This is a genomic window from Mycoplana sp. MJR14, from assembly GCF_029210525.1.
Taxonomy (GTDB): Bacteria; Pseudomonadota; Alphaproteobacteria; order Rhizobiales; family Rhizobiaceae; genus Mycoplana.
In genome coordinates this window covers 48,315-62,721 of sequence record NZ_JARGEO010000016.1, presented here as the reverse complement: position 1 = coordinate 62,721, position 14,407 = coordinate 48,315, and the positions used below count along the sequence as shown (strand labels likewise).

Sequence of the window (14,407 nt, the reverse complement as noted above, 5' to 3'; positions counted from 1 at the left end):
AGATTGAAGAACGATGGCCGCCGAAACAGCATCGCACGGTGTCGATCTCATCCCGATCGTGACGCTCCTGACGGCCGGCGTCGTCGCCGTGCCGCTGTTCAAGCGGTTCGGGCTCGATTCCGTCCTAGGCTACCTCGCCGCCGGCCTCGTCATCGGCCCCTACGGGCTCGGGCTCTTCACCGATGCGCAGAGCATCATCCATGTCGCCGAGCTCGGCGTGGTCATGTTCCTCTTCGTCATCGGCCTGGAAATGCGGCCGTCGCGCCTCTGGGGCCTGCGCCGCGAGATCATGGGGCTCGGCCTGCTGCAGGTCGTCGTCTGCAGCGCCCTGCTCACCTTCGCCGGCATGGCGCTCGGCTATGCGCCCTCCGTCGCCTTCGTCTTCGGCATGGGCTTCGTCCTGACCTCGACGGCGATCGTCTTCCAGATCCTCAACGACCGCGGCGACCTGTCGACGCCCAAGGGACAGCGGATCGTATCGATCCTGCTGCTGGAGGATCTGGCGATCGTTCCCCTTCTTGCCGTCGTCGCCTTCATGGCGCCGGGGGCTGAAACATCCAGCCTGGCCTCGCAGGCCGCCCATGTCGCGATCGGGCTCGGCGCGCTCGCCGGCCTGATCCTGATCGGGCGCTATCTTCTGAACCCGTTGTTCGCCGTCTTGGCACAGGCCGGCGCACGCGAGGTCATGACCGCCGCGGCACTGCTGGTCGTGCTCGGCGCGGCACTCGCCATGCAGCTCGGTGGACTGTCGATGGCGATGGGCGCCTTCCTCGCCGGCGTCCTCCTGTCCGAGAGCACGTTCCGCCACCAGCTCGAGGCCGATATCGAACCCTTCCGCGGCATCCTGCTCGGCCTGTTCTTCCTTGGCGTCGGCATGGCGCTCGACGTCGGTGTCGTCGCCGCCAACCTGCCGCTGGTCGCCTTCGCGGTGGTCGCCTTCATGCTGATGAAGGGCATCGGCATCTATGCCGTCGCCCGCCTGCTCGGGTCGGATCGCGAGGAGGCGGTCGAGCGGGCGGCGCTGATGGCCCAGGGCGGCGAATTCGCCTTCGTGCTCTATGCCGCAGCGACGGCGTTCGGCGTGATCGACGCGCAGACCAACGCCATCTTCACCTCGACCGTGATCATCTCGATGGTGCTGACGCCGTTCGTCATCATGGCCGTCACCCGGCTGATGCCGACACCGGCGGCGACCCTGCTCGACGGCGTCGAGGCCCCCGACGGGCTGACCGGCAACGTGCTCATCGTCGGCTTCGGCCGCTTCGGCCAGATCGTCAGCCAGCCGCTCCTCGCCAGGGGGCTGGAAGTCTCCATCATCGACAACGACGTGGAGATGATCCAGGCCGCGTCGGAGTTCGGCTTCAAGGTCTACTACGGCGACGGCACACGGCTGGATATCCTCCATGCCGCCGGTGCCGAGAACGTGGGGGCGGTCATCGTCTGCGTCGACAAGGCCGATGTGGCGCTCCACATCGTCGAGCTGATCAAGGCGGAATTTCCGCTGGTGCAGGTGTTCGCACGCGCCTACGACCGCGGCGCGGCACTCTCCCTGATTGCGGCCGGCGTCGACTATCAGCTGCGCGAAACGCTGGAATCCGCGCTCGTTTTCGGCTGCTACGCGCTGACGAAGCTCGGCGTGCCGGAACCGGAGGCCGAGGCGATCATGGAGGAGGTCCGGCGCCGCGACGAGCAGCGGCTTGCGATCCAGCAGGTCGAGGGACTGTACGGCGGCCGGCAGTATTTCCAGGGCAACCGGCCGTCCCCAACCCCGCTGACCACGCCGAAGCGGACCGGCCGGTCGGGCAACGCCGAAGCCGAAGCGGTGCTCAAGGGCACCACAAGTCCCGGCACAGCCGCCACCTGACGGCTCATCTCCGCCGACCGGGCGGCTTCAGCCTGCCCCTGCGAGCGCAGCTGCGCTGCGCGATTTGCACTGCAGGATCGGTGGCGGGCAATCTAGGATACGCAGCTCAGCCTGTTTGACACGCCTTCGATCCGCGGGGTACGGCTCGCGAAGCGGTTGCGTTGCGGCCGGCCGAAGCGGAGCCGGCAAGGACGGATTTCCGCAGACATTGCAGACAGTTCGCCGGCCGCCCCTGCGGACCGGTCGAGAACGGGAGTTCACGCATGGCAGACTATTCCTATCCGGACACGCAACTCTTCCTGAACGGCGAATGGAAGCCCGCGGCAGCCGGCGAGACGATCGCCGTCACCGACCCGGCCACCGGCGAGGTGATCGGCCAGGTCGCAAAGGCCGGCATCGTCGACCTGGACGCAGCCCTTGCGGCGACGCAGGCGGGCTTTGCCACCTGGAGCGCCACCTCCGCCTATGACCGCGCCCGCATCATGCGCAAGGCCGCCGACATCCTGCGCGAGCGCAAGGACAGGATCGCCTGGATCATGACCCGCGAACAGGGCAAGCCGATCGCCGAATCCACCGGCGAGGTGGCGGCTGCGGCCGACCTGATCGAGTGGTTCGCCGAGGAAGCGCGCCGCACCTACGGCCACGTCATCCCCGCGCGCGCGCCGAACGTCTCCCAGCAGACGATCAAGCTGCCGGTCGGCCCGGTCGCGGCCTTCACGCCCTGGAACTTCCCGATCAACCAGATCGTGCGCAAGCTTTCGGCGGCCCTTGCCGCCGGCTGCTCGATCATCATCAAGGCGCCGGAAGAGACGCCGGCATCGCCGGCCGAACTGATCCGCGCCTTTGCCGATGCCGGCGTCCCCGCCGGCGTCATCGGCCTCGTCTACGGCGTTCCGGCGGAAATCTCCGAATACCTCATTCCGCATCCGGCGATCCGCAAGGTCACCTTCACCGGCTCCACCCCGGTCGGCAAGCATCTGGCGGCACTGGCCGGCAGGCACATGAAGCGCGTGACGATGGAGCTCGGCGGCCATGCGCCGGCGATCATCATGGCGGATGCCGACATCGACAAGGCGGCCAAGGTGATGGCCTTCTCCAAGTTCCGCAATGCCGGCCAGGTCTGCGTTTCGCCGACGCGCTTCCTCGTCGAGCAGCCGGCCTTCGGCCGCTTCGTCGACGGCTTCGTCGCGGCGACCAAGGGCGTGAAGGTCGGCAACGGCCTCGATGCCGCTTCCACCATGGGCCCGCTCGCCAACGAGCGCCGCATCCCCGCACTGGAGGAGCTGGTCGCCGACGCCGTCGAGCACGGCGGCAAGCTCGAGACCGGCGGCCGCCGGATCGGCAACAGCGGCAACTTCTTCGAGCCCACGGTGCTGACCAACGTCCCGGTCTCGGCGCGGATCATGAACGAGGAGCCCTTCGGCCCCGTCGCCATCATCAACCCGGTCGCCGGGCTGGAGGACGCGATCGCAGAATCGAACCGCCTTCCCTTCGGCCTGGCATCCTACGCCTTCACCGCCTCGCAGGCCGCCGTGCATGCGATCGGAACGCGGGTGGAATCCGGCATGACGACGATCAACCACCTCGGCCTGGCGCTGCCCGAGGTTCCCTTCGGCGGCATCAAGGATTCCGGCTACGGCGACGAGGGCGGCGCGGCCGCGATCGAAGCCTACCTCGTGACCAAGTTCGTCACCACCGCCGCCTGACGCCGCGCAGGCAGCGGAGCCCGCACATCGGCCCATGAAGAGCCGCGGACCGACCCGGTCCGCGGCTCTCGCAGTCCTTGGCGGCAGGTTCATGACCCCCGCAGATGATGCAAGCGATACCAGTGTATAGTGTCGCGGCGGCCGGAAGAGAACTACTCTTTCTTCATCGCCCCCATCGGCGTGTAGCGCGGCCCCCTCCCGCTACCGGCTCCGGAGCCCTCCCCTCCTCCGAGCCCGCGGATCACACGATCCGCCTGACCGCCCAGCCGCCCTGGGCGGTCTTTTTTGCAGCCGTGCGGCGCAAGGGCCGGCCCCGTGGCCGGCCGCCGCCGGTGTTTCGCTCTACGGCTCGAGCGGCTCCAGATGCTGCTCGATGGCCGCGCGCAGATGCTCGTGCTGCTTGGGGATCTTCAGCGCCTCGCCGAGATGGGCGGTGTCCTCGTCGCGGTCGAAGCCCGGCTCGTTGGTCGCCACCTCGAACAGCACGCCGCCGGGCGTGCGGAAGTAGATGGCAAAGAAGTAGTCGCGGTCGATCACCGGCGTGACGTGGTAGCCCGTGTCGATCAGCGCCTTGCGGACGTCGAGCTGGGCCGCCCGGTCCTTCACGGCGAAGGCGACGTGGTGGACGGAGCCGGCGCCGGGACGGGAGGCCGAAACGTCGGGCATGGTCTCGATGTCGATGGCATCGGCACCGTTGCCGCCGGGGCGGACCATCCGCAGAATGCCGTTCTTCTCTTCCAGCACCTCGTAGCCCATGAAGCCCAGCAGTTCGCGCGTGGCGCCGCCGTCCTTCAGCCGCATGGCGACGGAATGGAAGCCGCGGATCGCGTGCGCCTCGTCGATGCCGCCATGGGTCCAGGGCTGGCGGCTGTCGCCGTCGACCTCGACGAGGGCGAAACCGTCCCCGTCCGGTCCGGCGAAATGCAGGCGCTTCTGGCCGAACGTCTCGTCCTCGCGCAGGCCCGAGACCCGCCGGGCGGCAAGGCGCTCGCCCCAGTAGCCGAGCGCGCCCCTGGGCACGGAGAAGACGGTCGTGCCCACCTCGCCGGTGCCGGACCGCCCGGGTGCGATGTGCGGAAAGGGGAAGTAGGTCATCACCGTGCCGGGCGTGCCCAGTTCGTCGCCATAGTAGAGGTGGTAGACGTCGGGGGAATCGAAATTGACCGTCTTCTTGACCCGGCGCAGGCCGAGGGCATCGGTGAAGAAGGCATTGTTGGTGCGCGCATCCGCAGCCATGGACGTGACGTGGTGCAGTCCGGTGATCTGGTCGAGCATGAGGAAACCTCCTGTTTGGATGCCGCCGAATTTGCGCCTTCCGCTCGACGGGCGAAAGTGCGTCGAAGGTGAAAGCACTGTTTCAGAAAAAGAAACGAAAGAAGCCTCACTGTTTACAATTACCACATGACCGGCGCCGACCGTCCGCCGTGTGACCCTTGCCATTCCCCCCGCGCTGCACAAGAATTACACATGCGTAGAATTTGCCCTTTACAGTTTTCATCGAACTGTGTTTTGTTGTGATCATAATCACAAAAAGCCTATCACAATGCGCAAGAAGAGCCGTTGAAGCGGCCGCCCAACCCCCGGATTTCGAAGAGGAAGCGAGGTCCGGACGAGACACGGGGAACATATGGACCAGTCCCGAGCGACTGCTGCCCATGGCGGCGCTATCGGAATGCACGGCATCAAGAAGTGGTTCGGCAATTTCCAGGCGGTGGACGACGTCTCGCTGGAAATCCGCCCGAACGAGTTCTTCACCCTGCTGGGGCCTTCGGGCTGCGGCAAGACCACGCTTCTGCGGATGATCGCCGGCTTCGAACTGCCGAGCGAGGGCAGCATCCGCCTCGACGGCGCCGAGATCGCGAGCCTCCTGCCCAACCAGCGCCCGGTCAACACCGTCTTCCAGAACTACGCCCTCTTCCCGCACCTGACGGTCGCCGAGAACATCGGCTTCGGGCTGAAGATGCTCGGGCAGCCGAAGGCGAAGATCGCTGCGGCCGTCGCGGAAATGCTCAAGCTCGTCCACCTCGAGGGCCGCGGCAACGACCCGGTCACCCAGCTTTCCGGCGGCCAGCAGCAGCGCGTGGCGCTCGCCCGGGCGCTGGCGCCGCGGCCGAAGGTCCTCCTCCTCGACGAGCCGCTTTCGGCGCTCGACCTGAAACTCAGGAAGTCGATGCAGATCGAGCTGAAGCGGCTGCAGAGCGAGACCGGCATCACCTTCGTCTTCGTCACCCACGACCAGGAGGAGGCGCTGACCATGTCCGACCGCATCGCGGTGATGAGCCATGGCACGGTCCGCCAGGTCGGCGAACCCTGGGAGATCTACGACCGCCCGGCCGAGCGCTTCGTCGCCGACTTCATCGGCGACACCAATTTCCTCGACGTCGACGTCGTCGCGATCGAGGGCGAGCGGGCACGGGTGCGGCTCGCCTCCGGCGCCGAAATCCCCGCGACCTTCCCCGCCGACATCCGCCCCGAGGGCCGCGTATCCATCGTGATCCGCCCGGAACACGCCCGCGCCGTCGCCCCGTCGCCGGCCGCGCCGCTCGCCGGCACGGTCCATGACGTGGTCTACCTCGGCACCGACACGCATCTGCACGTCCGCCTCGCCGACGACAAGACCTTCCTGGTCCGCCAGCAGAACGCCCGCAGCGGTCCCTGCGGCTTTGCCGTCGGCGACAGCGTCGGGATCGAACTCAGCGACGACGTCGCCCAGATCCTGAGGGATTGAGATGAGCGTCACCCCGGCCGAACTCGGCGAGACGATCCGCAGGAAGGACATCCGCGGCCGCTGGCTCCTCAGCGCCCCCGCCATGCTCCTGATCGGCGCGGCCAGCGCCGGTCCGCTTCTGATCGTCGTGCTCTATTCCTTCCTGGCGCCCGGCAGCTACGGCGACGTGAAATGGGCGTTCTCGACGGACGGCTGGTTCAACGTCTTCCTCTCGCGCGACATCTTCGACGACACCGTGTCGCTGGCCGACGCCCATTTCAGCATCTTCTGGCGCTCGGTCCGCATCGCGCTCGCCACCACCGCGCTCTGCCTGCTGCTCGGCTTCCCCACAGCCTATTTCATCGCCACCCGCCCGCAGCACAGCCGCTCGCTCTGGCTCTTTGTCATCACCATCCCGTTCTGGACGAACATGCTGATCCGGGCGTTCGCGATCCAGGAGGTCATCCGCACCGAGGGCCTCGTCAACACGCTGCTGATGAAGCTCGGCCTGGTCTCGGCACCGATCCAGATGCTGTTCACCGATTTCGCCATCCTGCTCGGCATGACCTACGTCCACCTGCCGCTGATGGTGCTGCCGCTCTACGCCAGCCTGGAGAAGCTCGATTTCCGCCTCGTCGAGGCGGCCTACGACCTCTACGCTTCGCGCTTCAACGTGCTGATGAAGGTGATCGTGCCGCTGGTGAAGCCCGGCCTGATCGCCGGCTCCATCCTCGTCTTCATCCCGGCGCTGTCCTCCTACGTGATCCCCCGCGTGCTCGGCGGCGGCAAGAACCTGATGGTCGGCAACCTGATCGAACTGCAGTTCGGCCAGGGCCGCAACTGGCCGCTCGGCGCGGCCCTGTCGGTGACGCTGGTGGCGATCGTCCTCGTCGCGCTACTCTTCTACGTCCGCAACGTCGGCAAGACCGGGGGCGGCGCGCATGGCTAGGAATCCGGCCCGGAACTTTTCGATCAAGCGGCTGCCGGGCTTTGCGACGATCGCCATGCTCAGCTTCTTCATCCTCTACCTGCCGATCGCCACCCTCGTCGTCTACGCCTTCAATGCCGGCACCTCGATCGCCGCCTGGGAAGGGCTGTCGCTGCGCTGGTTCTTGAGCGCCTGGCAGAACCAGCAGGTGATCGACGCCTCGATCCGCTCGCTGCAGATCGCCTCGGTCGCCGCCGTCATCGCCACCGCCTGCGCCACGCTTGCAGCCCTTGCCACCACCCGCACGACGCCCTATCGCGGCCTGACCTTCAAGTATTCGCTCCTGAACAGCCCGCTGCTCGTGCCGGAGATCGTCACCGCCGTGGCGCTCCTGATCCTGTTCTCGCGCATCAAGGTCTGGACCGGCTATTCCGGCCTCGGCTACCTCATCGCCGCGCATTCGGCCTTTTGCGTCCCCTTCGCCTACCTGCCGATCCGCGCCAGGCTGGAGAACATGGACCTGTCGCTGGAGCGGGCCGCCGCCGACCTCTACGCCACGCCCTTCAAGACCTTCCGCTATGTCACCCTGCCGCTGCTCTGGCCCGGCATCCTCGCCGGCCTGATGCTCGCCTTCGTGATCTCGCTCGACGACGTGGTGATCACCGAATTCGTCAAGTCCGGCGGCCAGGACACCCTGCCGACCTACATGCTCGGCCAGCTGCGCCGCGTCGTGACCCCGGAGATGAACGCGATCTCGACCGTCTTTCTGATGCTGTCGCTCGCCATCGTCACCGTCTTCTTCTTCATCAGCCGAAATCCGCAGAAAGACGACCCATAACGCCAAACAGGAGAACAGCATGAAATCGATACTGGGAGCAGCATCGCTCGTCGCCGGACTGATGGCCTCGACCGCCATCGCGCACGCCGCCGGCGAACTGAACATCTTCAACTGGGGCAACTATACGAGCCCGGAGATGATCAAGAAGTTCGAGGCGGCCTATGACGTCAAGGTGACGATCACCGACTACGACAGCAACGACACCGCACTCGCCAAGATCCGCCAGGGCGGCCACGGCTTCGACATCGTCGTCCCGTCCGCCAGCGCCATGCCGACCTTCATTTCCGAAGGTCTCCTGATGGAATCCAACCCCAACCAGATGGAGAACTTCAAGAACGTCGATCCTCAGTGGGTGGACGTACCCTTCGATCCGGGCCGCAAGTATTCGGTTCCGTGGCAGTGGGGCACGACGGGCGTGACCGTCAACAAGTCCGTCTATTCCGGCGACATCAACACGTCCGCCATCTTCCTCGACCCGCCGGCCGAACTCGTCGGCAAGGTCAACGTCCTTCCCGAGATGTCCGACGTCATGCACATGGTCGTCACCTATGCCGGCGGCGAGCCCTGCACCGGCGATCTCACTGTTCTGAAGAAGGCGCGCGACATGCTGCTCGCGGCCAAGCCGAAGTGGATCTCGATGGACTACGGCAACATCGAGAAATACTCCAAGGGCGACCTTTCGGCCGGCACCAACTGGAACGGCGCCTCCTTCCGCTCGCGCCTGCAGAACCCGGACGTCGTCTACGGCTATCCGAAGGAAGGCTATCCGATCTGGATGGACAATGCCGCGATCCTCGCCGACGCCAAGAACGTCGACAACGCCAAGCTTTTCCTGAACTTCATCATGGACCCCGAGAATGCGGCGATGCTGTCCGCCTTCGCCCGCTACGCCAACGGCATCAAGGGCTCCGACGCCTTCATGCCGGAGGACATGAAGAGCGCGCCGGAGATCGTCATTCCGGCCGATCTCAAGGCCGCCGGCAAGTTCAACCTCGCCTGCCCGCCGGAGGTCCAGGAGCTCTACACCAAGATCTGGACCGAGCTGCAGAAGTAACGGCAAGACCTCAGGAGGACTGCGGACGCGGGAGCGCGAATGCTCCCGCGGTACCCGCGGATATGCGCATGAACAACACCTTCCAGGACGTGCACGGCTTTGCCCGGCGCGACGTGACGCTTGCCAACTGGCGCACCGCCCCTTTCAGCCGCTGGGCCTTCCACAACGTGCGCGACCTCGTTCCGACCGCCGAGTTCCGCAGCCTCCGCCCCGAGCCCGAACGGGCGCTCGACAGCGGCGCGCGGCTCGATGCGCGACTGGAGCAGCCGCTCGAGGGCGCCTCGACGCTGCGCGCCTATCTGGAGAAGGCTGCCGCCGACGCCTTCCTCGTGATGCGCGACGGCCGCGTCGTGCTGGAGCACTACGCGCCCCATTCCGGCGCGAACGCCCGCCACATCGTCTTTTCGATCTCCAAGTCGCTGACGGCGCTTCTGTCCGGCATTCTCGAGGCCGAGGGCGTGATCGACCCCGACCGGCCGGTGTCGCACTACCTGCCGGAGGCAAGGGGCGGCGCCTATGGCGACTGCAGCGTCCGCGACGTGCTCGACATGCGCGTCAGCCTCGATTTCGAGGAGGCCTATCTCGATCCGCTGAGCGCCTTCGCCCGCTACCGCCGCGCCATGCTCTGGAACCCGCCGCAGCCCGGCGAGACGCCGGAAAACCTGGCCGACTTCCTGCTGACGCTGCAAAAGGGACCGGGCCCGCACGGCGGCCCCTTCGCCTATGCCTCGCCGAATTCCGACGTGCTCGGCCTCCTCATCGAACGCGTCACCGGCGCCCGGTTCGCAGACCTGTTCGAGACGCTTCTCTGGCAGCCGATGGGGGCCAGGAACGACGGCTACGTCACGGTCGATGCGATCGGCACGCCGCGCACCGCCGGCGGCATGTGCGTTACCGCCCGCGACCTCGCCCGCGTCGGCGAACTGCTCCGCACCGGAGGCACCGTCGGCGGGCGGCAGGTCGTTCCCGAACGCTGGATCGACGACATGACGCGCAACGGCGACCGCGAGGCCTGGCGCGCCGGCCGCAACGTCGCCCTTCCGGACGGCCGCTACCGCAGCCAGTGGTACCAGACCGGCGAGGCGGACGGCGCCTATTGCGCGATCGGCATCCACGGACAGTGGCTCTATGTCGATCCCTCCACCGAGACCGTCATCGTCAAGCTGTCCTCGCAGGACGACCCGCTCGGCGACGAGACCAACCACGACATCTTCACCCTCTTCCGCACCCTTTCCCGGATGACGCTCTGACGCGTGGCGATCAGGCAGGAGTTCCCATGCAGACCACAGCAGACCTCATCATCACGAACGCCCGCGTGCTGACCATGGACGCGGCCAGGCCGCGCGCCGACGCGATCGCGATTGCCGGCAACCGCATCCTGGCGGTCGGGGCGGAAGCGGACATCCGCGCATCATCCGGTCCGGCCACCCGCGTGATCGACGCCCGCGGCGGCACGGTGCTGCCGGGCTTCAACGAATCCCACATGCACATCTTCCCCGGCTCGGTCGAGCTCAGCGAGCTCTCGCTCTACAAGGTCAAGGGCTACGAAGCCCTGGAGCGGGCGATCCGCGGCTTTGCCGCGCAGTATCCCGAACGCCGGCTGCTGATCGCCCAGCACGCCGACTACTCCGTCCTCTCCGACGACGAACGGGTCACCCGCCACGTCCTCGACCGCATCCTGCCCGACCGGCCGCTGCTGATCGTCGCCCCGGACCATCACACCGCCTGGGCCAACACGATCGCGCTGCGAAAGGCCGGCATCATCGAGGGCCGCGACGTCGGCGTCGGCAACGAGATCGTCATGGGCGACGACGGCCTTGCGAGCGGTGAACTGCGCGAGAGCAACGCCATCCGCCCGGTGGCGGCCCTCGGCGAAACCGGCGGGCGCGAGATGCTCGGCATCGGCACCGGCGGCGAACCGGAGAACGTCACCGCCGAGGACCGGGCGAGCGATATCGCCGTGCTGAAGAAGGGGCTCGCCTATGTCGCCTCGCTCGGCATCACCTCGCTGCAGAACATGGACGGCAACCACTACCAGCTGGAACTACTCTCAGAGATCGAGAAGACGGACGGCCTGCCGGTGCGCGTCCGCATGCCCTACCACATGAAGAACTTCATGCCGGTCTCCGACCTTGCGGAGAAGGCCGCGAAGTGGCGCGATGAGTTCTCCGGCGACCGGCTGCGCTGCGACTTCGTCAAGATGTTCATGGACGGCGTCACCGAGGGCGAGACCGCCGTCTTCGTCGACGACTACGCCCACAAGCCCGGCTGGAAGGGCGAACCGCTGTTCTCCCAGGAACACTTCGACGCGATAGCCGTCGAGGCCGACCGGCTCGGCCTGCCGGTCGCCGTGCACGCCATCGGCGACGGCGCGGTACGCATGGTGCTGAACGGCTACGAGGCGGCGATCCGGGCGAACGGCCGCCGCGACAGCCGCAACCGCATCGAGCATATCGAGGTCGTCCACCCCGACGACATTCCCCGCTTCGCCGCGCTCGGCACCGTCGCCTCGATGCAGCCGACCCATCCCCCCGGCAGCGCCGGCCTGCCGCTGGAGCCCTATCTCGGCTTCATCGGCGAGGCCCGCTGGCCGCTCGCCTTCGCCTGGAAGACCCTGGTCGACGCGGGCACGACGATCGTCTTCGGCACCGACTGGCCGGTCTCGCCGCTCGACCCGATGAGCTGCATCCGCGACGCCATGACCCGCACGCCGTGGCGGCAGGGCGATCCCGACCAGCGGCTGTCGCTTGCCGAAACGCTCGCCGCCTACACGAGCACCGGCGCCTGGCTGGAGTTCATGGAGGACCGCAAGGGCATCCTGAAGGAAGGCTACCTCGCCGATGTCGTCGTCCTCTCCGGCGACATCGAGGCGACCGCGGCAGACGACTTCCCCGCGATCCGCCCGGTCACGACGATCTGCGACGGCCGCGTCACCCACCAGGCCTGAAGGCATGTCGCGGTCTTGCGATGACGCCATGCGATGAAACGAGAAGCTGAAGGAGCGACCATGCGCACCGTAACCGTCGCGGCCACGCAGATGGCCTGCACCTGGGACATACCGGCCAACATCGAGCGGGCGGAAAGGCTCGTCCGCACGGCTGCCGCGCAGGGCGCCAACATCGTGCTCGTGCAGGAACTGTTCGAGACGCCCTACTTCTGCCAGGCCCAGGACGCGCGGTTCTTCGACCTGGCCCAGCCGTTTGCGGACAATCCGCTGATTGCGCATTTCGCCCGGCTTGCGGCCGAGCTCGGCGTCGTCCTGCCGGTCAGCTATTTCGAACGGGCCGGCCGGGCGCACTTCAATTCGCTGGCGGTGATCGACGCCGACGGCACCGTGCTCGGCAACTACCGCAAGAGCCACATCCCCGATGGTCCCGGCTATACCGAGAAGTTCTACTTCTCGCCGGGCGATACCGGCTTCCGGGTGTGGCGGACGCGCTTCGGCACGATCGGCTGCGGCATCTGCTGGGACCAATGGTTTCCCGAGGCCGCCCGCGCCATGGCGCTTTTGGGCGCGGAGATCCTGTTCTATCCGACGGCGATCGGAAGCGAGCCGCACGATCCCGCAATCGACAGCGCCGCCCACTGGCAGCGGGTGATGCAGGGGCACGCGGCGGCGAACCTAGTACCCGTGGTGGCGTCCAACCGCGTCGGCACCGAGGAGGGACGCAACGGCACCGCGATCACCTTCTACGGCTCCTCCTTCATCGCCGACCAGACCGGCGGCAAGCTCACCGAAGCCGACAGGGGGACGGAGAGCGTGCTGACGGCCACCTTCGACCTCGCGGCGATCGAACGCCAGCGCCGCGCCTGGGGCCTCTTTCGCGATCGCCGGCCGGAGCTCTACGGCCCGCTTTCGAGCCTCGACGGGCAAGGCTGAACCGGTCGGAAAAGACGAGAGGCCCGCGCGACCGGTATCGCGCGGGCCTCATGGCATTCGGACGTTGACGCTCGTCAGCGCGCCTGGTCCAGCGCCCGGCTGACGCCGAGCACGACGAGGGTGCAGATCGCGCCCGAGATCAGGTAGCCGCCGATGAAGATGATGCCGAAATTGGTGGCGAGCCCGAGCGCCACCAGCGGCGCGAACGCCGCCCCGACCAGCCAGGCGAGGTCGGAGGTGAGCGCCGCCCCCGTATAGCGGTAGTACTGCTCGAAGCGCGAGGACATCACGCCCGACGCCTGGCCGAACGACAGGCCGAGGATGCCGAAGCCGATGATGATGAAGGCGTCCTGCCCCTTGCCGCCGGCATCGAGCAGGAACGGCGCCGAGAACGAGAAGATGGCGATGATGATCGCGCCGATCATCAACTGGCTGCGCCGTCCGATCCGGTCGGCGATCACCCCCGAAAGCACGATGCCGACGAGGCCCACCGCGGCCCCGATCACCTGCACGAACAGGAACTCCGCCGGCGACTGGCCGCCGTTCAGCGTCACCCAGCTCAACGGGAAGATCGTCACCAGGTGGAACATGGCGAAGCTCGCGAGCGGCACGAAGGCGCCGAGCACGACGTCACGCGCATGCTTGCTCAGCATCTCGAAGATCGGCCGCGCCTCCAGCTCCTGCGCCTCCATGGCGGTGCCGAACTCCTTGCTGCCGACGATGCGCAGCCGCGCGAACAGCGCCACGACGTTGATCGCGAACGCCACGAAGAACGGATAGCGCCAGCCCCAGTCGAGGAAATCCTGCTCGGACAGGTTGGAGACGAGATAGCCGAACAGCACGCTCGCCAGCGCAAAGCCGATCGGCGCGCCGAGCTGCGGGATCATCGCATACCAGCCGCGATGGTTCGGCGGGGCATTGAGGTTCAGGAGCGAGGCGAGCCCGTCCCAGGCGCCGCCGAGCGCGAACCCCTGCCCGAGCCGGAACAGCGCCAAGAGCGCCACCGCCCAGTATCCGAACGTGTCGTAGCCGGGGAGGAAGGCGATCGAGGCGGTCGAGCCGCCGAGGATGATGAGCGCGATCGTCAGCTTCGTCCCGCGCCCGTAGTTGCGGTCTATCCACATGAAAATGAACGAGCCGACCGGGCGGGCGATGAAGGCCAGGGGAAAGATCGCAAACGACATCAGCGTCGCTGCCACCGCATTGGGGGCAAACGGGAAGATCAGTTTGGGGAAGACGAGCACGGAACCGATGCCGTAGACGAAGAAATCGAAGAATTCCGACATGCGACCGATGATCACACCGATGGCGATGCTGCCCGGCGAAATGGGCCTGTCGTCATGGATGCGGCGTGCGTCGACTTCGAGCCCCGACGACCTGGGATTGGCAACGGTTGCCATGTCATTCATCCTCCTGGCGATGATGCGCCT

General features: G+C 67.0%; 11 protein-coding genes. 9 read left to right on the top strand and 2 right to left on the bottom strand.

Features of this window, described 5'->3' with window-relative positions:
- Window positions 1–13 precede the first annotated feature (13 nt).
- Both P0086_RS24065 and P0086_RS24060 read left to right on the top strand, forming a co-directional pair.
- On the top strand, window positions 14–1,864 hold the full coding sequence (locus P0086_RS24065; RefSeq protein WP_275790618.1) for a monovalent cation:proton antiporter-2 (CPA2) family protein: 1,851 nt from the start codon (window positions 14–16) through the stop codon (window positions 1,862–1,864).
- 263 nt (window positions 1,865–2,127) lie between these two features.
- A complete protein-coding gene (locus P0086_RS24060; RefSeq protein WP_275790616.1) occupies window positions 2,128–3,570 on the top strand; it encodes an NAD-dependent succinate-semialdehyde dehydrogenase in 1,443 nt (480 codons plus the stop codon).
- Between the two features lie 342 nt (window positions 3,571–3,912).
- Here P0086_RS24060 and P0086_RS24055 read toward each other — a convergent pair whose 3' ends face one another.
- Window positions 3,913–4,845: a VOC family protein gene (locus tag P0086_RS24055; protein WP_112613418.1), complete on the bottom strand. Its 933-nt coding sequence runs from the start codon at window positions 4,843–4,845 to the stop codon at window positions 3,913–3,915.
- A gap of 397 nt (window positions 4,846–5,242) precedes the next feature.
- Here P0086_RS24055 and P0086_RS24050 point away from each other — a divergent pair, with 397 nt between their 5' ends.
- The 7 genes from P0086_RS24050 (at window position 5,243) to aguB (ending at window position 12,977) form a co-directional block, all read left to right on the top strand.
- Window positions 5,243–6,298 (top strand): ABC transporter ATP-binding protein, encoded by a 1,056-nt coding sequence (locus P0086_RS24050; RefSeq protein WP_275790614.1) that lies wholly within the window; start codon window positions 5,243–5,245, stop codon window positions 6,296–6,298.
- 1 nt (window position 6,299) lies between these two features.
- On the top strand, window positions 6,300–7,226 hold the full coding sequence (locus P0086_RS24045) for an ABC transporter permease (protein WP_112609662.1): 927 nt from the start codon (window positions 6,300–6,302) through the stop codon (window positions 7,224–7,226).
- Window positions 7,219–8,043 (top strand): ABC transporter permease, encoded by an 825-nt coding sequence (locus tag P0086_RS24040; RefSeq protein WP_112609660.1) that lies wholly within the window; start codon window positions 7,219–7,221, stop codon window positions 8,041–8,043. Before P0086_RS24045 ends, P0086_RS24040 begins: the two co-directional genes overlap by 8 nt.
- A 19-nt stretch (window positions 8,044–8,062) precedes the next feature.
- A complete protein-coding gene (locus P0086_RS24035; RefSeq protein ID WP_112594256.1) occupies window positions 8,063–9,097 on the top strand; it encodes an extracellular solute-binding protein in 1,035 nt (344 codons plus the stop codon).
- A 68-nt stretch (window positions 9,098–9,165) separates the two neighbouring features.
- A complete protein-coding gene (locus tag P0086_RS24030) occupies window positions 9,166–10,347 on the top strand; it encodes a serine hydrolase (protein WP_275790610.1) in 1,182 nt (393 codons plus the stop codon).
- 26 nt (window positions 10,348–10,373) lie between these two features.
- Window positions 10,374–12,044 (top strand): amidohydrolase, encoded by a 1,671-nt coding sequence (locus P0086_RS24025; RefSeq protein WP_275790608.1) that lies wholly within the window; start codon window positions 10,374–10,376, stop codon window positions 12,042–12,044.
- 60 nt (window positions 12,045–12,104) lie between these two features.
- The gene (gene aguB, locus P0086_RS24020; protein WP_275790606.1) at window positions 12,105–12,977 is read left to right on the top strand and encodes an N-carbamoylputrescine amidase; all 873 of its coding nucleotides are present in this window, start codon (window positions 12,105–12,107) and stop codon (window positions 12,975–12,977) included.
- A gap of 74 nt (window positions 12,978–13,051) precedes the next feature.
- Here aguB and P0086_RS24015 read toward each other — a convergent pair whose 3' ends face one another.
- A complete protein-coding gene (locus P0086_RS24015) occupies window positions 13,052–14,377 on the bottom strand; it encodes an MFS transporter (RefSeq protein ID WP_112594374.1) in 1,326 nt (441 codons plus the stop codon).
- Between the last annotated feature and the right edge of the window lie 30 nt (window positions 14,378–14,407).

Coding starts and splice junctions, on each gene's coding strand:
- P0086_RS24065 (WP_275790618.1), top strand. CDS start 14: ATGGCCGCCGAAACAGCATCGCACGGTGTCGATCTCATCCCGATCGTG.
- P0086_RS24060 (WP_275790616.1), top strand. CDS start 2,128: ATGGCAGACTATTCCTATCCGGACACGCAACTCTTCCTGAACGGCGAA.
- P0086_RS24055 (WP_112613418.1), bottom strand. CDS start 4,845: ATGCTCGACCAGATCACCGGACTGCACCACGTCACGTCCATGGCTGCG.
- P0086_RS24050 (WP_275790614.1), top strand. CDS start 5,243: ATGCACGGCATCAAGAAGTGGTTCGGCAATTTCCAGGCGGTGGACGAC.
- P0086_RS24045 (WP_112609662.1), top strand. CDS start 6,300: ATGAGCGTCACCCCGGCCGAACTCGGCGAGACGATCCGCAGGAAGGAC.
- P0086_RS24040 (WP_112609660.1), top strand. CDS start 7,219: ATGGCTAGGAATCCGGCCCGGAACTTTTCGATCAAGCGGCTGCCGGGC.
- P0086_RS24035 (WP_112594256.1), top strand. CDS start 8,063: ATGAAATCGATACTGGGAGCAGCATCGCTCGTCGCCGGACTGATGGCC.
- P0086_RS24030 (WP_275790610.1), top strand. CDS start 9,166: ATGAACAACACCTTCCAGGACGTGCACGGCTTTGCCCGGCGCGACGTG.
- P0086_RS24025 (WP_275790608.1), top strand. CDS start 10,374: ATGCAGACCACAGCAGACCTCATCATCACGAACGCCCGCGTGCTGACC.
- aguB (WP_275790606.1), top strand. CDS start 12,105: ATGCGCACCGTAACCGTCGCGGCCACGCAGATGGCCTGCACCTGGGAC.
- P0086_RS24015 (WP_112594374.1), bottom strand. CDS start 14,377: ATGGCAACCGTTGCCAATCCCAGGTCGTCGGGGCTCGAAGTCGACGCA.